The organism is Bradyrhizobium sp. PMVTL-01, from assembly GCF_051861855.1.
In the GTDB taxonomy this organism is placed as follows: Bacteria; Pseudomonadota; Alphaproteobacteria; order Rhizobiales; family Xanthobacteraceae; genus Bradyrhizobium.
Map to the genome: position 1 here is coordinate 243,632 of NZ_CP193982.1, position 17,558 is coordinate 261,189.

At 64.9% G+C, this 17,558-nt stretch carries 19 protein-coding genes and 1 pseudogene; 7 read left to right on the plus strand and 13 right to left on the minus strand.

Features of this window, described 5'->3' with window-relative positions:
- Positions 1-85: 85 nt before the first annotated feature.
- Positions 86-871 (minus strand): 2-keto-4-pentenoate hydratase, encoded by a 786-nt coding sequence (locus tag ACRQ5Q_RS01130; RefSeq protein WP_439395637.1) that lies wholly within the window; start codon positions 869-871, stop codon positions 86-88.
- A 6-nt stretch (positions 872-877) separates the two neighbouring features.
- Entirely contained in the window at positions 878-1,471 is a 594-nt protein-coding gene (locus ACRQ5Q_RS01135) for a L,D-transpeptidase family protein (protein ID WP_439372338.1), read from the minus strand.
- A 178-nt stretch (positions 1,472-1,649) separates the two neighbouring features.
- On the opposite strand from ACRQ5Q_RS01135, the gene ACRQ5Q_RS01140 reads away from it, so the two are divergent.
- Positions 1,650-2,336 (plus strand): response regulator transcription factor, encoded by a 687-nt coding sequence (locus tag ACRQ5Q_RS01140; protein WP_008142830.1) that lies wholly within the window; start codon positions 1,650-1,652, stop codon positions 2,334-2,336.
- 58 nt (positions 2,337-2,394) lie between these two features.
- Entirely contained in the window at positions 2,395-2,838 is a 444-nt protein-coding gene (locus ACRQ5Q_RS01145) for a cyclic nucleotide-binding domain-containing protein (protein ID WP_439395639.1), read from the plus strand.
- A gap of 123 nt (positions 2,839-2,961) precedes the next feature.
- On the opposite strand, the gene ACRQ5Q_RS01150 is transcribed toward ACRQ5Q_RS01145, so the two are convergent.
- The 8 genes and pseudogenes from ACRQ5Q_RS01150 to ACRQ5Q_RS01185 all read right to left on the minus strand — a co-directional run bounded on the left by ACRQ5Q_RS01150 (position 2,962) and on the right by ACRQ5Q_RS01185 (position 11,594).
- Positions 2,962-3,777: an exodeoxyribonuclease III gene (locus ACRQ5Q_RS01150; protein ID WP_439395641.1), complete on the minus strand. Its 816-nt coding sequence runs from the start codon at positions 3,775-3,777 to the stop codon at positions 2,962-2,964.
- 91 nt (positions 3,778-3,868) lie between these two features.
- A complete protein-coding gene (locus ACRQ5Q_RS01155) occupies positions 3,869-4,624 on the minus strand; it encodes an outer membrane lipoprotein carrier protein LolA (RefSeq protein ID WP_439375772.1) in 756 nt (251 codons plus the stop codon).
- Positions 4,625-4,775: 151 nt separating this feature from the next.
- Positions 4,776-7,253 carry a DNA translocase FtsK gene (locus ACRQ5Q_RS01160; protein WP_439372336.1) on the minus strand — a complete coding sequence of 826 codons (2,478 nt, stop codon included), beginning with the start codon at positions 7,251-7,253 and terminating at the stop codon, positions 4,776-4,778.
- Between the two features lie 9 nt (positions 7,254-7,262).
- A complete protein-coding gene (locus ACRQ5Q_RS01165; RefSeq protein ID WP_439395643.1) occupies positions 7,263-8,477 on the minus strand; it encodes an aminotransferase class I/II-fold pyridoxal phosphate-dependent enzyme in 1,215 nt (404 codons plus the stop codon).
- 388 nt (positions 8,478-8,865) lie between these two features.
- A complete protein-coding gene (locus ACRQ5Q_RS01170; protein WP_439395645.1) occupies positions 8,866-10,314 on the minus strand; it encodes an ammonium transporter in 1,449 nt (482 codons plus the stop codon).
- Positions 10,315-10,351: 37 nt separating this feature from the next.
- Entirely contained in the window at positions 10,352-10,690 is a 339-nt protein-coding gene (locus tag ACRQ5Q_RS01175; RefSeq protein ID WP_008142813.1) for a P-II family nitrogen regulator, read from the minus strand.
- Positions 10,691-11,004: 314 nt separating this feature from the next.
- Positions 11,005-11,142 (minus strand): annotated as a pseudogene (locus ACRQ5Q_RS01180) (ammonia channel protein); the annotation flags it as partial.
- A gap of 113 nt (positions 11,143-11,255) precedes the next feature.
- Entirely contained in the window at positions 11,256-11,594 is a 339-nt protein-coding gene (locus ACRQ5Q_RS01185) for a P-II family nitrogen regulator (protein ID WP_439372333.1), read from the minus strand.
- 250 nt (positions 11,595-11,844) lie between these two features.
- On the opposite strand from ACRQ5Q_RS01185, the gene ACRQ5Q_RS01190 reads away from it, so the two are divergent.
- Positions 11,845-12,732 carry a DUF4339 domain-containing protein gene (locus tag ACRQ5Q_RS01190; RefSeq protein WP_439372332.1) on the plus strand — a complete coding sequence of 296 codons (888 nt, stop codon included), beginning with the start codon at positions 11,845-11,847 and terminating at the stop codon, positions 12,730-12,732.
- A gap of 3 nt (positions 12,733-12,735) precedes the next feature.
- On the opposite strand, the gene tesB is transcribed toward ACRQ5Q_RS01190, so the two are convergent.
- Entirely contained in the window at positions 12,736-13,596 is an 861-nt protein-coding gene (tesB, locus tag ACRQ5Q_RS01195; RefSeq protein ID WP_439372331.1) for an acyl-CoA thioesterase II, read from the minus strand.
- 149 nt (positions 13,597-13,745) lie between these two features.
- Between tesB and ACRQ5Q_RS01200 the strand changes: the two genes are divergently transcribed.
- Positions 13,746-14,966: a ubiquinone biosynthesis hydroxylase gene (locus ACRQ5Q_RS01200; protein ID WP_439372330.1), complete on the plus strand. Its 1,221-nt coding sequence runs from the start codon at positions 13,746-13,748 to the stop codon at positions 14,964-14,966.
- Between the two features lie 186 nt (positions 14,967-15,152).
- On the opposite strand, the gene ACRQ5Q_RS01205 is transcribed toward ACRQ5Q_RS01200, so the two are convergent.
- Positions 15,153-15,350 (minus strand): Trm112 family protein, encoded by a 198-nt coding sequence (locus tag ACRQ5Q_RS01205; protein WP_007598651.1) that lies wholly within the window; start codon positions 15,348-15,350, stop codon positions 15,153-15,155.
- Between the two features lie 61 nt (positions 15,351-15,411).
- Entirely contained in the window at positions 15,412-15,942 is a 531-nt protein-coding gene (locus ACRQ5Q_RS01210; protein ID WP_439372329.1) for a TetR/AcrR family transcriptional regulator, read from the minus strand.
- Between the two features lie 107 nt (positions 15,943-16,049).
- On the opposite strand from ACRQ5Q_RS01210, the gene ACRQ5Q_RS01215 reads away from it, so the two are divergent.
- The 3 genes from ACRQ5Q_RS01215 to ACRQ5Q_RS01225 all read left to right on the plus strand — a co-directional run bounded on the left by ACRQ5Q_RS01215 (position 16,050) and on the right by ACRQ5Q_RS01225 (position 17,523).
- A complete protein-coding gene (locus ACRQ5Q_RS01215; RefSeq protein WP_439372328.1) occupies positions 16,050-16,400 on the plus strand; it encodes a hypothetical protein in 351 nt (116 codons plus the stop codon).
- A 192-nt stretch (positions 16,401-16,592) separates the two neighbouring features.
- The gene (locus ACRQ5Q_RS01220; protein ID WP_439395647.1) at positions 16,593-16,871 is read left to right on the plus strand and encodes a PepSY domain-containing protein; all 279 of its coding nucleotides are present in this window, start codon (positions 16,593-16,595) and stop codon (positions 16,869-16,871) included.
- Between the two features lie 61 nt (positions 16,872-16,932).
- Positions 16,933-17,523, plus strand: coding sequence for a cytochrome b/b6 domain-containing protein (locus ACRQ5Q_RS01225; protein WP_439395649.1), 591 nt, complete (start codon positions 16,933-16,935; stop codon positions 17,521-17,523).
- Positions 17,524-17,558 lie beyond the last annotated feature (35 nt).

Sequence of the window (17,558 nt, forward strand, 5' to 3'; positions counted from 1 at the left end):
TTCCGCGGAGGGACTCTGGATTTCTTCTGCACTCGCAATGACGTGTGGAGAGAGATGGGCTCGCGATGACAGCGATGCGTGCCGCCTACGCAAACCCCACCGACACCTTCCCCAGCACGCCGAAGTCCGCGGCGATATCATCACCCGCTTGTATCGGCAGCGGCGGGTGGCACGTGCCTGTCGTCACCACCTCCCCTGCCCGCAAGGTGATGCCGAGCCCACGCAGCTCGTTGGCGAGCCAGGCGAGCGCAACGCGGGGATCACCGAGCACGTTCTTGCCGTGGCCGATATAGCGCTCGCCGCGCAGCGTGATCTGCGGCCGTTCCTCGACGAGATCTATCGCGCGCCAATCCGCAGACGTCGCCGCGCCCAGCACGAACAGATGCGCGCAGGCATTGTCGGCGATCAGCTGCGCCTCGCCCGCGCCGGCGAAATCGGTAAAGCGCGAATCCGGAATCTCGATCGCGGGATGGAAGCTGCCGACCGCGGCGAGCACCTCGTCGACCGCGTAAGGCGTCGCGCGCGGCGGCAGGTCGCGGCCCATGCGGAAGGCGAATTCCGGCTCGCCGACGCGCATCGCGTTGCCCTTCATCGACGCGGTGCCGCCATCGGCGATCACGGTGTCGCTCATGATGCGACCGGCCAGCGGTCCCGTGACATTGATATGCTTCTGCCCTGATACGCTCGTGGCCGCGATCTTCCAGCCGAACAATTTTCCGCGCGACAGCGTTTCGAGCCCGGCCTGAACGGCATAGCCCTCCGTGCGGCTCTGCGGCCGCAGCTTTGTCTCCAGCGCGTCGAGCTTGGTGCCGTCGCGCCAATGCTCAAAGAGGACGCGCGATGCGGCGGCGATCTGATCTTTCTCGAGCATGTGCCCTCACCCGATGATGATTCTTGTTCTTGGTCCCAGCCGCCGCAACAACTGCAGCATCGCCGCCTTGGTCATCGAGACGCAGCCCGCGGTTGGACCGAAATTGTCGCGGGCCAGATGCAGGAACACGGCGCTGCCGCGGCCGGCGATGCGCGGTCGCGTGTTGTGGTCTATCTCGATGATGAAGTCATAGAGATGGTCGGCCCGCTTGAGCCGGTCGCCGCCCTGCCCCGCGCCGAGCCGGATTCCCTGGTTGTAGTGTCGGTCGTGGGGATCCTCGCACCAGGCGTCCTCGCCGGTGATGATTCGCGCCGGCAGGAATGTCCGCGGTCGGCTGTGCCGGTCGCCGCGCCACCACAGGCGTTTGGGACGGAAGCTACCCCTTGGAGTACCGCCGTCGCCCTCGCGCTTGTTGGCGAGGATGCCGCCCCGCCCCAGCGCCACCGCTATCGTCAGCGGTCCGGCCATCAGCCAGCCCCGGCGCGGATTCCCGGCAGCAGGCTTAACGCGGATCGCCGACAGCGGTCCGGAGCTTCGATTTCTGGTGTAAGTCACTGAAACGACGTTGTTTTTCATGTGAACGTGCGATGTCGAATTCATTACAGGACATTCATCGAAGCGCCCTGCTATTCTGGGTTAGAGTGGTTCTGGCTTGAGAATCGGTAACAGCCCACTACTTCAACACGAACAACAATAATAACGGCGACCCTAAACTTCCCCTCGCGGCCGGGCGCGGCATGCATGCGCGCCGAGCCGGACTCCAAAAGGATGATACCCCATGGCCAATGCCCGCAAGATCCTGATCGTGGATGACGATACCGATCTGCGCGATACGTTGGTGGAGCAATTATCGCTGCACGAAGAATTCGAGGCCTCCGCCGTCGATACCGGCGCCAAGGGCGCGAGCGCCGCGAAGGCCAACTCTCCCGATCTGGTTCTGATGGATGTCGGCCTGCCCGACACTGATGGCCGCGAAGTTGTCCGCTCGCTGCGCAAGGGCGGCTTCAAGGCGCCGATCATCATGCTGACCGGGCATGACACCGATTCCGATACGATTTTGGGCCTGGAATCCGGCGCCAACGACTACGTCGCAAAACCGTTCCGCTTCGCCGTGCTGCTGGCCCGCATCCGCGCCCAGCTTCGCCAGCACGAGGCCAGTGAGGACGCGGTGTTCTCGGTCGGCCCCTACTCCTTCCGCCCGGGCTCGAAGATGCTGACGGCGGCCAATGCCCGCAAGGTGCGGCTCACCGAGAAGGAAACCGCCATCCTCCGCTTCCTCTACCGCGCCGGCCAGATGCCGGTGTCGCGCGAGACCCTGCTCCAGGAGGTCTGGGGCTACAATTCCGGGGTCACCACGCACACGCTGGAAACCCACATCTACCGCCTTCGCCAGAAGATCGAGAAGGACGCCGCCAACCCGGAGATCCTGGTCACCGAAGCCGGTGGCTACAAACTGGTGCCATGATACGCTTCAGGGGCGCACGAATCGTTTTAGATGGCGTGCCTTTGAACCTCGGACCTGAATGTCAATCGATGACGACGTAGCGCTTCTCGAGCGTGTCCCGACATTGCGCCTGTTGGGAGACGCCTCGTTGCGCATGCTGGCGATCGGCTCCGAGCAGCGTGACTTCGTCCGCGGCGACGTCCTCTTCAATCTCGGCGACGATGCCGATGCCGGCTACGTGGTCCAGCGCGGCGCCTTCCGGGTCGAGGACGGCGCCGGCGCCGAGATGATCGCCGGTCCCGGCGCGCTGATCGGCGAGCTTGCGCTGGTGGTGCCGATGAAGCGGCCGTCGAGCGCGATCGCGCTTGAGCATTCCTCCGTCATCCGTGTTGCGCGCAGCCTGTTTCAGCGCGTGCTCGAAAGCGACCCCCCCGCCGCCGTGCGTCTGCGCGACGAATTCGCGGTGCGCTCCAGCCAGATCGCCAGCGATATCCTGATGGCGGGCGCGAAGCTGACGTCCTAAGTCTCTCCGTTGTCATTCGGGGGCGCGCAACGCGCGAACCCGGAATCCATTCATCGACCAACTCTGCGGCTCGATGGATTTCGGGCTCGCGACGTCATCGCGCCCCGGAATGACGGCGGTGGCTCACACCTCCAGCGTCACCGTGACAGGCACATGATCCGACGGACGCTCCCAGCTCCGCGCATCGCGCAGAATCCTGAAGTCGGTGACGGCGTCCCTCAGCGCGCGCGAGACCCAGATGTGATCGAGCCGGCGGCCGCGGTCGCCGACGGTCCAGTCGGCGGAGCGGTAGCTCCACCACGTATAGACCTTCTCCGACATCGGGATGCGGTCGCGCGCGACGTCGACCCACTCGCCGGCCGCGAGCGCGGCCTTCAGCTTCTCGGTTTCGACGGGCGTGTGCGAGACCACTTTCAAGAGCTGCTTGTGCGACCACACGTCGTTCTCGTGCGGGGCGACGTTGAGATCGCCGACCAGGACGTGGCGATCCTCGCCGCGCGGATGCAGCGGCTCGCACGCTGTCATCTCGTCGAGGAAGCGGAGCTTGTGGTCGAATTTCTCGTTCAGCGCGGGATCGGGGATGTCGCCGCCCGCGGGCACGTAGAAATTATGCAGCACCAGCGGCTTTGCGATGCCGGCCTTTTCGCCGAACGATACCGAGATGTGCCGTGAATCGATCTTGTCGCAAAAGGTGCGGATGTCCTTCGAGTCGAACGGAATCTTCGAGACGATGGCGACGCCGTGATAGCCCTTCTGCCCGTTCAGCGCGACATGCTCGTAGCCGAGCCGCCTGAAGCGCTTCAGCGGAAAGGCGTCGTCGATGCACTTGGTCTCCTGCAGGCACAGCACCTCCGGCCGCGCGCTCTTGAGGAATTTCGCGACCAGGTCGATGCGCAGCCGCACCGAGTTGATGTTCCAGGTTGTCAGGGAAAGACGCATGGGGAATGCGTCTTAGCATGGATCGGCGCGGGGAAAATGCTTGTCCACAGGCGGTAGGCTGGGTGACGCCAGGGGACTGCGCTTCGCACCATCAACCCGGCGACGGGCCGTAGTTCGTGAAATCGATCTTGAACATGCTGGGATCGAGCTTCTTGCTCGTGTCCAGATTATAGACCGCAAACGTCGTGTCGTAGCCTTGCGGATCGGTTACCGTCCATTGCTTCAGCTGGCCGTCCTTGGCGCCGAGCATCAGCAGGAGGCGACTGGTGCCGACCAGCGCCTGCTTCTCCTCGATGGTGACGCTGATGAAGAGGTCGTCGGCCGTGACGCTTATGACGTTGGTGTCCTTCATCAGGTCGATGCGGTCGGACAAGAGGAAACGCAGCGGCGTCTGCGACAGCGGATAGACGTCCTGCGTCGCGAGCTTGCGGTCGCGCACCACCAGCGACGATCCATCGGCGACGATGTCGATCGGGCTCGGCGCGTCATATTCGACGCGCATTTTGCCGGGCTTCTGAATATAGAAATCGCCCTGCGTCTTGCTGCCGTCCGGGCCGACCTGGACGAAATTCCCGACCAGCGTCTGCAGCGAGGACAGATAGGCGCTGACCTTGGCGGCCTGTGCCTTCTGGTTGGCATCGAAGGTCTGGAAGATGCTGCTCGGCACGTTGCGGCGCGGATCCGGGATGATCGGATTTGGCGGCGCCTGCGTCGCGCCGGTGACGGCCGGTCCCCCGGCGGAGGTGCCGCCGTCGCGGCCCTTCGGCGCGGGCTTCGGTACCGGCACGGTTTGCGCGAGCGACGTTGCGGTCACCATCGCGGCGGTGACGAGAAGCACGCCGGCCACGCGCGCGCCTCGCGCGGCGATGGTGGCAGCGAATCGAATGTCCGGATGTCTGATCAACGCGTCGTCCTGTGTGGCTGGGCGCCCTTTTACCGTGATTTCGGGCAAAAGCAGATATCGATTTTGCGTGAAATTATGTTTAGGCGCCCCCGCCTCACATATGGCTGTCTTCTTCCTCGACCAGAATCTCGCGCTTGCCGGCGTGGTTGGCGGGGCCGACGATACCCTCCAGTTCCATGCGCTCCATCAGCGATGCGGCCCGGTTATAGCCGATTTGCAGGCGGCGCTGGATGTAGCTGGTCGAGGCCTTGCGGTCGCGTTTGACGATCGCAACGGCCTGCGCGAACAGGTCGCCGCCGCCATCGGCACCCATGCCGGTGGCGTCGAACACGGCGCCGTCCTCGTCCTCGCTCGGCTCCTCGGCCGTAACCGCCTCGAGGTATTCCGGCTGGCCCTGCGTCTTGAGGTGACGCACCACCTTCTCGACCTCCTCGTCCGACGCGAACGGTCCGTGCACGCGGCTGATGCGGCCGCCGCCGGCCATGTAGAGCATGTCGCCCTGGCCGAGCAGCTGCTCGGCGCCCATCTCGCCCAGAATGGTGCGGCTGTCGATCTTGGACGTGACCTGGAAGGCGATGCGGGTCGGGAAGTTTGCCTTGATGGTGCCGGTGATGACGTCGACCGACGGACGCTGCGTCGCCAGGATCACATGCAGGCCGGCGGCGCGCGCCATCTGCGCCAGGCGCTGCACCGCGCCTTCGATGTCCTTGCCGGCGACCATCATCAGGTCGGCCATTTCGTCGACGATGATGACGATGTAGGGCAGCGGGTCGAGCGAGAGCTTCTCTTCCTCGTAGATCGCCTTGCCGGTCTCCTTGTCGAAGCCGGTGTGCACCGTGCGCGTCGGCTCCTCGCCCTTGGCCTTCAGTTCGAGCAGGCGCGTGTTGTAGCCGTCGATGTTGCGCACACCGAGCTTGGCCATGTTCTTGTAGCGCTCTTCCATCTCGCGCACGGCCCATTTCAGCGCGACCACCGCCTTCTTCGGGTCGGTCACGACGGGCGTGAGCAGATGGGGAATGCCGTCATAGACGGAGAGCTCGAGCATCTTCGGATCGACCATGATCAGCCGGCACTGATCGGGGCGCAGCCGGTAGACCAGGCTGAGGATCATGGTGTTGATCGCGACCGACTTGCCCGAGCCGGTGGTGCCGGCGATCAGCATGTGCGGCGTGCGCGCGAGGTCGATGATGACGGGGTCGCCGCCGATGGTCTTGCCGAGGCAGAGCGGCAGCTTCGCAACCGTGTCGGTCGCTTCCTTCGCCACCAGCAATTCGCGCAGGTAAACCTTCTCGCGATGCGCGTTCGGCAATTCGATGCCGATCGCGTTGCGGCCGGGCACGACGGCGACGCGCGCCGACAGCGCACTCATCGAGCGGGCGATGTCGTCCGCAAGGCCGATCACGCGCGAGGACTTGATGCCGGGCGCCGGCTCCAATTCGTACAACGTGACGACAGGGCCCGGATTGGCCTTCACGATCTCGCCGCGCACGCCGAAATCCTGCAGCACGCCTTCGAGCGAACGGGAATTGGTCTCCAGCTCGGTCTTGCTGAGCGGCTGGCGGTCGCCGGCCTTCGGCGCGGCCAGCATCGAGACGGAGGGAAGGTCGAACTTGTCGGAGGATTTCTTGGAAGCGGCCTTTGGCGCAGCCTTCTTCTTCGGCGTGCGCGCGGCGGGCTCCTCCTCTTCCTCCTCGTCTTCCACTTCTTCCTCTTGCTCGTCCTCGTAGTCCTCGTCCTCGGACTGCGGCGAGATCGAGGGCGCGGTGCGGCCGCCACCCAGATTCGGTTCCTGGCGGCTGAACGCGGCCGCCTTGGTCTTCGGTCCGCTCGAGACCAGCGATCGATAGGCAGCGCCAAGCAGCCAGATCAGCCTTGCTTTCGTGCTCATCAGCGCATGGAATAGCCAGCCCAGCGAGACCGACCCGCGATCGCTCTCCTCGTCCTCGTCGAGCGGCTTGTCATCGTCCTCGATCTCGGGGAGCTCTTCGTCGTGCTCGCGTGCGCCGAGACCGCAGGCCATCGGGAAGGTCGCGGCCATGGCGGCGAACAGGATCGTACCGAGGATCATCCGATAGATCGTGCCGGGCGGTCCGAAGATCACCGCGGGCGCGCGCACCAGCGCGTCACCGACCACGCCGCCGAGACCGGTCGGCAGCGGCCAGGCGCCGCCATGCGGCCAGCAGCTGGCGAAGCCGGCTGCGATCGCGGTGCAGAGAATCCAGGAGCCGAGCCGCAGCGCCTCGCGATCGAACGGGCGATGCGTCATCATGCGCCAGCCCCAGACCGCGACGGTCAGGACCAGCATGATCGCGCCGAGCCCGAGGATCTGCATCGCGAGGTCGGCGCCGATGGCGCCGGCATAGCCGAGGATGTTGCGGATCGGCCGCGAGGTCGCGTGGCTGAGGCTGGGATCCTGCACCGACCAGGTCATCAGCGCCGCCGAAGCAACGCCCGACAGCGCGATCAGGCCGAGGCCGGTGAGCTCGCGCATGCGCCGCGCCAGCCCCTCGCGGATCGAGGGCGGCAGATGGCCGACCAGTGGAATGACACGTTCGATTGCCGACATGCTCACGGGCCCCGCCTAACCCAGAGTCTCGACCAGACGGTGCAGCGCCCGCGCCGTCGTTTCGCCATCCTGCACCAGCGCGAGGCGGATATAGTCTGCGCCGGGATTGAAGCCGTCCGGCTGCTGTCGCGCCAAGAAGCTGCCGGGCACCACGCGCACGCCCGCTTCCTTGAACAGCTTCAGCGTCACCGACACGTCGTCGCCGATCCCGGAGGTGTTGAGCCAGACGCAAAAGCCCGCATCGGGCCGGCGATAGCCGTAACGATTGCCGATGATCTGGTCGGCGAGATCGAACTTGATCCGGTACAGTCTGCGGTTCTCCTCGACATGCGCCTCGTCGCCATAGGCGACGGTCGCGACATGCTGCAGCGGTACCGGGACCTGGGGCGCTGCGATGTTGCGCAACTCGAGGAACGTGCCGATGAGCTTCTTGTCGCCGGCGGCGAAGCCGACACGCAGGCCCGGCAGGTTGGAGCGTTTCGACAGCGACTGGAACGCGACCACGCGGGTGAAATCGGGACCGGCGCATTCGAGCGCGCTGCCTGGGGCCTCGCGGGTGTAGATCTCGGAATAGCACTCGTCGCTCAGGATCACGAAACCGTAGCGGTCGGCGAGCTGTTTCAGGCGCTTGAAATAGTCGGGCCTTGCGACCGAGCCCTGCGGATTGGCGGGCGACGCCAGATAGAACGCCACCGTGCGCGCCAGCGTCGCCTCGTCGATCGCATCGAGATCGGGCAGGAAGCCGTTCTCGACCGTGGTCGGCAGATGGATCGGCTCGCAGGCGGCCGCGAGGGCGCCGGCTCCATAGACCGGATAGAACGGGTTCGGCATCAGGATCGCGGGCTTGCCCGGACGCGGGCCGACATAGCGCACGGCCGCGATCGCGGCGAGAAACAGCCCCTCGCGACTGCCATTGAGGACGAGAATCTCGCCCTTGGGGTCGAGCTGCCGTGGCAGGTTGAAGCGCGACGACAGCCAGGCGCTCGCAGCGTTCCGGAACGGCTCGGTGCCCTGGTTCATCGGGTAGCGGCCGAAATCGGCGATGTGCTTGGCCAGCACCGGGCCGACGAAGTCGGGCACGGGATGCTGAGGTTCGCCGACCGCAAGCGAAATCAAGGGCTTGCCCGGCTGATGCGGGGCCAAAAGCTCGTTCAGACGGACGAAGGGCGAGCGTGCGGAATCGGAGCTACCACCGCCCTGCGGCGCACGGGTTGAAGCGGTCAGAGCCATTCTGGGCGCCAGTACTCTTGGAACAGCCGGTCGCACGAAGGCGCCGGCGGGAAGCGGTTCAGTTCACCATAGATAGGGCGAGGTTAAGACGCGATTAACCATCGGCCGCCGCTCCCGTCCAGAGCGGGAAAAATGGGGCCGGATAACAACGGGATGTTATGGGCTACAGAGCCGGGCTGGTTCCTCCACCTCTCCCACTTGCAGGAGAGGTCGACGCGAAGCGTCGGGCAATCTTTTTCTTCGGCACGTGGTCAAAAAAGAAAATCTGCAAAAAGAAAGGGGCTCCAACTTGCGCTGGAGCCCCTCAACGGTCGGGGCATTGCCGGGTATGTGCCCAAACCGTAGTTGTGGACGCGGTCCTAGAGGAGACCACGTCCGGGAGGAGAGGTTACATGTTGTAGGCGCGCTCGGTGTGCTCGGTGATGTCGAGGCCTTCACGCTCACTCTCGACATTGGCGCGCAGGCCAACGATCACATCGACGACCTTGTAGAGGACCGCCGAACCGACGCCCGACCACACCAGCGTGGTGCCGACGGCCTTGAGCTGGGAGATCATCTGCGCCGCGAAGTCGTAATCGGCAACTTTCGGCGGGATCGCGGTGTAGTCGATGATGCCGGCGCCGCCGAGGGCGGGGTTGACGAGAATGCCGGTGCCGATGGCGCCGACGATGCCGCCGATGCAGTGCACGCCGAACACGTCGAGGCTGTCATCGTAGCCGATCGCGTTCTTCACGACGGTGCAGAAGAACAGGCAGACCACACCGACCACGAGGCCGAGGACGATCGCACCCATGACACCGGAGAAGCCGGCGGCAGGCGTGACGGCCACGAGGCCCGCGACAGCGCCGGAGATGACGCCGAGCACCGACGGATGACCCTTGACGATCCACTCCGCGAACATCCACGACAGCGCGGCGGCTGCGGTGGCGACGAAGGAGTTGGTCATGGCAAGCGCTGCGCCGCCGTTGGCTTCGAGGTTGGAGCCGGCGTTGAAGCCGAACCAGCCGACCCAGAGCAGCGAGGCGCCGATCATCGACATGGTCAGCGAGTGCGGAGCCATCAGCTCCTTGCCGTAGCCGACGCGCTTGCCGATCAGGAGGGCGCCGACGAGGCCGGCGATGCCCGCGTTGATGTGCACCACGGTGCCGCCCGCGAAGTCGATCGCGCCCGCCTTGAAGATCCAGCCGGCGTCGGCGTTGACCTCGTCGAGCTTGGCCTGCGCCGCGGTCTTCGCCGCCGCGTCACCCGCCGCAGCCAGAGCCTTGGCAGCGTCCTGGATCGCGTCCGGGCCGGGCCAGTACCAGACCATGTGCGCGATCGGGAAGTAGATCAGGGTGACCCAGAGCGGGATGAACAGAGCAATCGCCGAGAACTTCATGCGCTCGGCGAAGGCGCCGACGATGAGGGCGGGCGTGATCGCCGCGAAGGTCATCTGGAAGCACACATAGACGAGCTCCGAGATGTTGGCGTCGACCGAGAAGGTCGCGGCCTTCGAGTCGGTGGTGACACCCATCATGAAGGCCTTGGAGAAGCCGCCGATGAAGTCGGAACCGCCGGTGAAGGCGAGGCTGTAGCCGTACACGGCCCAGATCACCGTGACGACGCAGACGGTGTAGAACACCTGCATCAGAACGGAGAGCATGTTCTTGGAACGGACGAGGCCGCCGTAGAACAGCGCGAGGCCGGGGATGGTCATCAACAGCACGAGCACTGTCGATGTCAGCATCCAGGCGTTGTCTCCCTTGTTGACCGTTGGCTCGGCGTAGGCTGCGGTCGCAGCGAACAGGCCGGCTGCGAGAGCCGCCAATCCCGCGCCATAGGGACGCTTGAACGTCATATTGTTTACTCCTGATTGAATAAGGTTGAGCGCGAAATCAAAGGGCCGCGGCATCGGCCTCGCCGGTGCGGATGCGAACCGCATGGTCGAGATTGATGACGAAGATCTTGCCGTCGCCGATCTGCCCGGTTTTCGCAGCGGACGTGATGGCGTCGATGGTCTTGTCGACCTGGTCGGAGGCGACAGCGACCTCGATCTTGATCTTGGGCAGGAAGCTCACGGCATATTCGGCGCCGCGATAGATTTCCGTATGGCCCTTCTGGCGGCCATACCCCTTGACTTCCGTCACCGTGAGACCGTGAACGCCGATGGCGGTCAGGGCGTCACGGACTTCTTCCAGCTTGAATGGCTTGATAATCGCCATAACAATTTTCATGGGTCCTATCCCCGCTTGGGCCCGGTCCGGACGTGGCCGGGCGTTTCTCGACTGGTTCGCCACGAGGGAGAAGTTTCACTACGCGGGCACAGCCGGGACCCCTAGAATCAAATGCCGTGCCAGATCGGGCGTATTGCCTAACGGACTATGAAAACGGGTGTTTTCGCCCGTGGCCCCTATTGCGGTGCAGTGCGCTAATACGTCGCGCTCAAAAGCTGACCACCGCTGCTCAATATGCAGGCACGACAGGGTACCGACACAATGTTGCTCACGTGTCGGGCAGCAGGAAGGTAATTACGTAGCGTAGGCGCTTGTTGCAGGGCTTCGCCGTGCTGCGAAATATCAGGCCCTCGGAGCTCGTGCTCACGGGATACGCGCAAGGGCACGAACAGGCCGACCAGCTTGAGCAGGACGAAACTCACGCCCGCCGCCCAGACGAAGGTGACGGCGACGAGGAGCGCGCGCGCGCGCATCGCGAAGGATGGCCGCAGGCGAATCTTCGCCTTCATGGTTCGAGACGCGCGTTCCGCGCTCCTCACCATGAGGTCTCGTCCCGCGGTCAAATTCAGAGCGCGTCGCTGTCGGTCTCGCCGGTGCGGATGCGCAGCGCGTGGTCGATCGGCGTGACGAAGATCTTGCCGTCGCCGATCTGGCCGGTGCGGGCCGTCGCGGAGATCACGGCGACCGCCTTGTCGGCGACGTCTGAGGCGACCGCGATCTCGATGCGCAGCTTCGGCAGGAAGTTCACGACATATTCGGCGCCGCGATAGATCTCGGTGTGGCCCTTCTGGCGGCCATAGCCCTTCACCTCGGTCACGGTCATGCCGTGGACGCCGATCGCCGTCAGGGCCTGACGGACCTCATCGAGCTTGAACGGTTTGATGATCGCGACGACGAGTTTCATGGTCAGGCCTATTCCCCGGATGCGCCGCGCCGTATGTCCCCGGCGCCGGCGTCAATCTGGCATCTTTACGGGCAAATGGCACAAAAAAGTTGCAGGTTGAAGCGCAAAAACGTTTGGCCATGTGAATGGCCGCCTCTGTACAGGGCAGCTGTTCATCCTCCACAATGCATTTTTGGCATGGATGCGGTGAACCGAAGCGGTGAACCTAAGCGGTTTGGCCGGTACATAAGTAAGTTCGAGGGGACGTTTCATGGCGAGCTGGTTCTACGCATCCGAGGGCAAGCAGCAGGGGCCCTTTCCGGAAGGGCGGTTCCGCGATCTGATCGCCCAGGGCGTCGTCCGCCCGGACACGCTGGTGTGGACCGAGGGCATGGCCGGCTGGCAGAAGGCCCTCGAGATTCCCGGCCTGGTCGGCGGCGGCGGACCTCCGATGGTTCCGGCGGGCGGCCCGCCGATGATGGGCGGCAGTGGTTACGGGGGCGCGGCCGGCGGATCGCTGACGGCTGACTTCAGCGCGTTCGGTCTGCTCGGATGCAGCATCGTGTTCATTATTGGCATTCTGCTGGTGATCCCCGCACCCTGGGTCACGGTCTGGTTCTACAAATACATCACGTCGCACATCCAGGTGCCGGGCCGTCCGAATTTCGGTTTCGCCGGCCAGCCGATGGACGTCTGGTGGGCGTTGATGCTCAACGCGCTCCTGACCTACGCCGGTGCGACCGGTATTGCGTTCGCGCCGCTCCTTGCGGTGATCGCCAACGCCTTTCTCGCCTGGGTGATCCTGCGCTGGGCCGTCGCCAATCTCACCTCGAACGGCGAGCGGCTGCCGATCTCATTCCAGGGCAGCGCCATCGGCTATGTCGGCTGGTACCTGCTGATGATGATCTCGACCATCACCATCATCGGCTGGGCCTGGGTGCTTGCGTTCTGGATGCGCTGGAATTGCCGCAACATCGAGGGCACGCGGCGCGAGGTCGTTTTCAACGGCAGCGGCTGGCAGATCCTGTGGCGATCGGTGGTGTTCTCGCTGGCGTGCAGCTTCATCATCCCGATTCCGTGGATGCTGCGCTGGTACGGCCGCTGGTTCGTGTCGCAATTCGCACTGGTCGATCGCGGAGCAGCCGCTCGCGCCTATTGAGCGCTACCTCCGCTCGCGCACGGAGCCTTCCTGCGCGACGGAGGCGACCAGCGTGCCATCGGGCTTGAAGATCGAGCCGCGGGTCAGGCCGCGGCCTGATTGCGCGCTCGGCGAATCCTGCGCATAGAGCAGCCATTCGTCGGCCCGGAACGGACGGTGAAACCACATCGCGTGGTCGAGGCTCGCCGGCATCATGCGCTTGTCGAACAGCGTGCGGCCGTAACGCGCCATGATCGCATCGAGCAGCGAGAAGTCCGAGGCATAGGCGAGCGCGCACATGTGCAGCGCCGGATCGTCGGGCAATTTCGCCGCGGTTTTGATCCAGACGTGGATGCGGCCGTCGTCGATCTTCTGGCCGAAATAGCGGCCGAGCTCGACCGGGCGCAGCTCGATCGGGCGATCGGATTCGTAGTAGCGGCGAATGAACTCCGGCATCTCGCGGAACATCGGTTGCTTCGCCACTTCCTCCGCCGTGAGCTTCTCCGGCGGCGGCACGTCGGGCATCTTGTCCTGATGATCGAACGAGGTTTCCTCGTCGGCGTGGAACGACACCATGATCGAGAAAATCGCGTTGCCGTGCTGGATCGCGGTGACGCGCCGCGTCGAATAGCTCTTGCCGTCGCGCAGGCGCTCGACCTGGTAGATGATCGGGATCTGCGGATCGCCCGGCAGGATGAAATAGCAATGCAGCGAATGCGGCAGCCGGCCCTCGACCGTGCGGCAGGCGGCAACCATGGCCTGCCCGATCACCTGGCCGCCGAACACCCGCTGCCAGCTCGTCTTCGGGCTGTTGCCGCGGAACAGGTTCACCTCGAGCTGTTCGAGGTCGAGGATCGAGATCAGGTCGATCAGGCTTTTGGACATGAACACAACTCTCTGAAGCCGTCATTCCGGGCTCGCGACTTCGTCGCGCCCCGGAATGACACAGGTGGGCCGCTCCGCCCTTGTTCACCGCACTGTTTCGCCCAGCTCAAGTCTGCTAGCAAGGCCGAGAATTGACCGGGAAGCTTGGTATGTCGGTACAGGGAAGCATTGTCATTGGCGGCGGCGCATTTGCCGGCCTCGCACTGGCGCTGGCGTTGCGCCAGGGGCTCGGGCCGGAGATCCCCGTGATCGTCGCCGATCCCGCGCTCGGCACGCGGCCGAGCCGGGACCCGCGCGCCACCGCGATCGTCGCCGCCTGCCGCCGCCTGTTCGAGGCGATCGGCGCCTGGGACGACGTCAGGAGCGAGGCGCAGCCGATCCTCGACATGGTCGTCACCGACTCGAAGCTGGAAGATGCCACTCGTCCGGTGTTCCTGAACTTCGCCGGCGACGTCGCGCCCGGCGAACCGTTTGCGCACATGGTCGAGAACCGCCGCCTGATCGATGCGCTGGTGGTGCGTGCCGAGGCCGAGGGCATCGACCTTCGCGCCACAACAGTGTCGTCCTATGACGCGCGCGCGGAGGGCATCGACGTGACGCTCGGCGACGGCAGCGTGATCGCGGCCAGCCTTTTGGTCGCCGCCGACGGTGCGCGGTCGAAGCTGCGCGAGCGCGCCGGCATCGCCACCCACGGCTGGGAGTATGACCAGTCCGGCATCGTCGTCACGGTCGGCCATGAGCGCGATCACGAAGGCCGCGCCGAGGAGCACTTTCTGCCGGCTGGCCCTTTCGCGATCCTGCCGCTCACCGGAAAACGCTCATCGCTGGTATGGACCGAGCGCCGCAGTGAGGCCGCGCGGATCATTGCTCTCGGCGACGAGGAGTTTCACGGCGAGCTCGAACAGCGTTTTGGCCTGCATCTCGGCGAGGTGAAGGCGCTCGACAAGCCGCGGGCGTTTCCGCTGTCCTATTTCGTCGCGCGCTCCTTCATTGCCGAGCGCCTCGCGCTGGTCGGCGATGCCGCGCATGTCATCCACCCCATCGCGGGCCAGGGTCTAAACATGGGGCTGAAGGACGTCGCCGCGCTGGCCGAGGTCGTCGTCGATGCCGCGCGGCTCGGCATGGATCTCGGCGGCGCCGACGTGCTCGAGCGCTACCAGCGCTGGCGCCGCTTCGACACCATGGCGATGGGCGTTGCCACCAACTCGCTGAACTTCCTGTTCTCCAACCAGTCGACCCTGCTGCGCACCGTGCGCGACATCGGTCTCGGCCTCGTCGACCGCGCCCCGCCGCTGAAGAACCTCTTCATCCGCCAGGCCGCCGGCCTCACCGGCGAGGTGCCGCGGCTGCTGAAGGGCGAGGCGTTGTAGTCGTTGTTCTCGTCGTCCCGGACAGCCGCGCTCCCAAGCGCGCGCAGATCCGGGACCCTACGCCGCAGCATCAGTTTTGCGAAGACCCGGAGTTGCCAGCTCGCGCAACAACGCAGTTCGGGGATAACGGTCCTGGCTTTCCGCCAGGACGAGACTGACTGTGTTGCGCGGCCGTCGCGCAAAATCTCAATCGATCTTGCGCGCTTCTTCCGGCAGCATGATCGGGATGCCGTCGCGGATCGGATAGGCGAGCTTGGCGCTGCGCGAGATCAGCTCCTGCTTGGCAGAATCGAACTCCAGCGGGCCCTTGGTCAGCGGGCAGACCAGGATCTCCAGCAGTTTGGGGTCGACACTGGCTTCGGGGCGTTCGGTGGGCGCATTCATCATCGTCTCCGGCGGTCGGTTGCCTCTAGCACAGAAATCCGCCTCCGCCCATCGCGTCCGTTTACGCGGACACCATCTGCAGAAGCTCGTCGAGCAGGGTCTCGAGCCGGGCCGCCGGCAGCGGCGTTCCGGACAGGGCAAAGCCGAGAAAGGTCCAGTACAGGATCTGCGCGCGGGCCGTAGCCGTCGCGGGATCGAGCCCGCGCATCGCCAGCAGCTGCTCGATATAGTCGAGCCTGCGGCGGTCGATCGCGCGTACCGCTGCTTGCGCGCCCGAATCGAACGCCGCCCAGTTGCGCATCGCGCGCTCGAGATCGAGCCGGGCGCCGAACGAGCTGCGCAGCAGCGCCTGCAGCGGCTCGTCGCGGGCGGCCTCGACGTCGGCGATGATCTGTTCTGCCGCGATCTCGCGCCAGCGCTTCAGCACCGCGGCGTGGAACGCGCCGAGATCGGCAAAATGCCAATAGAAGCTGCCGCGCGACACACCCAGGGCTCGAGCCAGGGGATCAGCTTTCAAGGCGGTGAAGCCGTTTCTGGCGAGCGTCTTCAGGCCCTGGCTGGTCCAGTCGTCGGCTGAGAGCTGTTCGGTCATATCCGTTCCCGAAGATCACACCATACACTAGTGTATTGACAGGCCGTGCACCAGCGGTTACGTCACCATACACAGATGTATGGACGAAACCTTCGGGAGCCATGACGATGCGTGATCTCTTGCTCCAGTGCGCCGGCGTCCTGACCATTGCCGTGGCTCTCATCCACGGCTACCTCGGCGAGGCCAAGGTGTTCGTTCACGCCCGCATCGAGCCGGAACGGCTGCGCACCCTGATCCGCCTGGTCTGGCAGGCCTCGACCGTCGCCTGGATCGGCGGTGGCGTGCTCCTGATTGCGACGCCCTGGATGGGCTCGGAGCCGGCGCGCCACTGGATCGTCGCCACCATGGCCTGCGTGTTCTGCTTCTCCGCCTGCGCCAACGCATGGGCGACGCGCGGCCGGCACTTCGGCTGGATGATGCTCAGCGGGGTCGTCATGCTGGCGGTTGCGGGCTACTAGCTGCGCGCGAGGCGTTAGGCCGCAGAGGCGCGTCAAACTGCACGGCGCGCGGACAGCACTCGGCTTTTGGCTGATGTTAGAACTTATCTAAAGCGATCCGTGCCCGAACCCGATTGACTTCACCTCCTCCTTGGCTTCCTTCGGTGCCGCTCGCGGCTCCGCGCAGCGCCCACGACACAGGAGGAGAAGTTCGTGAAGGTCATTCGTGTTGTTGCCATTGCACTGACGCTCGGGATTGGCGCGGGATCGACCGCCATGGCCGACGGTTTCAAGGACTGCACCAAGCTCGACAAGGCGTCGTGGAAGCCGGCCAGCGAAGCTGAAGCCAAGGCCAAGGCTCTGGGCTACGAAGTGCGGCGCTCAAAGATCGAAGGCTCGTGCTACGAAGTGTATGGCGTCAAGGAAGGCAAGCTCTTCGAGCTGTTCTACAACCCGGAAGATCTCAGCCTGAAGCACACGATTGCCAAGTAAGGCTGCCGGTTGAGCTGCACGAGATCGTTCGCGCAGAGTGAGGCTTGAGGGTGGTCCCAGCTTGAACGAGGAAGCGGTGCCAGGGCCGCGCGGGGCGTCCGACAGGACCCCCGCGGATCGAACCGCCTCGCGGACGGTCGTGGTCTGGGATTTGCCGCTACGCCTCTGGCATTGGGCTTTCGCGGCCAGCATCCTGGCTGCGTGGTTCACGCCCACCGTCTATGACCGGCTTCACCGCATCGTCGGTTATACGGCGCTTGGGCTTCTCGCCTTCCGCCTGGTCTGGGGTTTCTGGGGCAGTCGCTACTCCCGCTTCCGCATGGTCGGCGTCCGGCTGCGTGCCGCGCCACGCTATCTCTGGAATCTGCGCCGCGGCATCATCGGCCGCTATATAGGGCTCAATCCCGCCGGCACGTTGATGCTGGTGGCGCTGCTGCTGGCGGTCGCCGTCTCGGCGATCACCGGCGCGATGTCGGTGACCGTGACCTTCTTCGGCCTCTGGTGGGTCGAGGACACCCACCGCTATTCATCGGACGCGGTCATCGTGCTGGTCGTGCTGCACGTGCTCGGCGTGCTGCTGATGGCTCTTCTTCAGCGCGAGAACCTGATCCGCGCCATGATCACCGGCCGCAAGCGCATCCGGCATCCGTGAGCGGAACCGGTTGAGTTCGGAGCAACGATGGTAGT

Bases quoted from the DNA above. Each gene is read 5' to 3' on its own strand.
- ACRQ5Q_RS01130 (WP_439395637.1), bottom strand. From the start codon at position 871: ATGCTCGAGAAAGATCAGATCGCCGCCGCATCGCGCGTCCTCTTTGAG.
- ACRQ5Q_RS01135 (WP_439372338.1), bottom strand. From the start codon at position 1,471: ATGAATTCGACATCGCACGTTCACATGAAAAACAACGTCGTTTCAGTG.
- ACRQ5Q_RS01140 (WP_008142830.1), top strand. From the start codon at position 1,650: ATGGCCAATGCCCGCAAGATCCTGATCGTGGATGACGATACCGATCTG.
- ACRQ5Q_RS01145 (WP_439395639.1), top strand. From the start codon at position 2,395: ATGTCAATCGATGACGACGTAGCGCTTCTCGAGCGTGTCCCGACATTG.
- ACRQ5Q_RS01150 (WP_439395641.1), bottom strand. From the start codon at position 3,777: ATGCGTCTTTCCCTGACAACCTGGAACATCAACTCGGTGCGGCTGCGC.
- ACRQ5Q_RS01165 (WP_439395643.1), bottom strand. From the start codon at position 8,477: ATGGCTCTGACCGCTTCAACCCGTGCGCCGCAGGGCGGTGGTAGCTCC.
- ACRQ5Q_RS01170 (WP_439395645.1), bottom strand. From the start codon at position 10,314: ATGACGTTCAAGCGTCCCTATGGCGCGGGATTGGCGGCTCTCGCAGCC.
- ACRQ5Q_RS01175 (WP_008142813.1), bottom strand. From the start codon at position 10,690: ATGAAAATTGTTATGGCGATTATCAAGCCATTCAAGCTGGAAGAAGTC.
- ACRQ5Q_RS01185 (WP_439372333.1), bottom strand. From the start codon at position 11,594: ATGAAACTCGTCGTCGCGATCATCAAACCGTTCAAGCTCGATGAGGTC.
- ACRQ5Q_RS01190 (WP_439372332.1), top strand. From the start codon at position 11,845: ATGGCGAGCTGGTTCTACGCATCCGAGGGCAAGCAGCAGGGGCCCTTT.
- tesB (WP_439372331.1), bottom strand. From the start codon at position 13,596: ATGTCCAAAAGCCTGATCGACCTGATCTCGATCCTCGACCTCGAACAG.
- ACRQ5Q_RS01200 (WP_439372330.1), top strand. From the start codon at position 13,746: ATGTCGGTACAGGGAAGCATTGTCATTGGCGGCGGCGCATTTGCCGGC.
- ACRQ5Q_RS01205 (WP_007598651.1), bottom strand. From the start codon at position 15,350: ATGAATGCGCCCACCGAACGCCCCGAAGCCAGTGTCGACCCCAAACTG.
- ACRQ5Q_RS01210 (WP_439372329.1), bottom strand. From the start codon at position 15,942: ATGACCGAACAGCTCTCAGCCGACGACTGGACCAGCCAGGGCCTGAAG.
- ACRQ5Q_RS01215 (WP_439372328.1), top strand. From the start codon at position 16,050: ATGCGTGATCTCTTGCTCCAGTGCGCCGGCGTCCTGACCATTGCCGTG.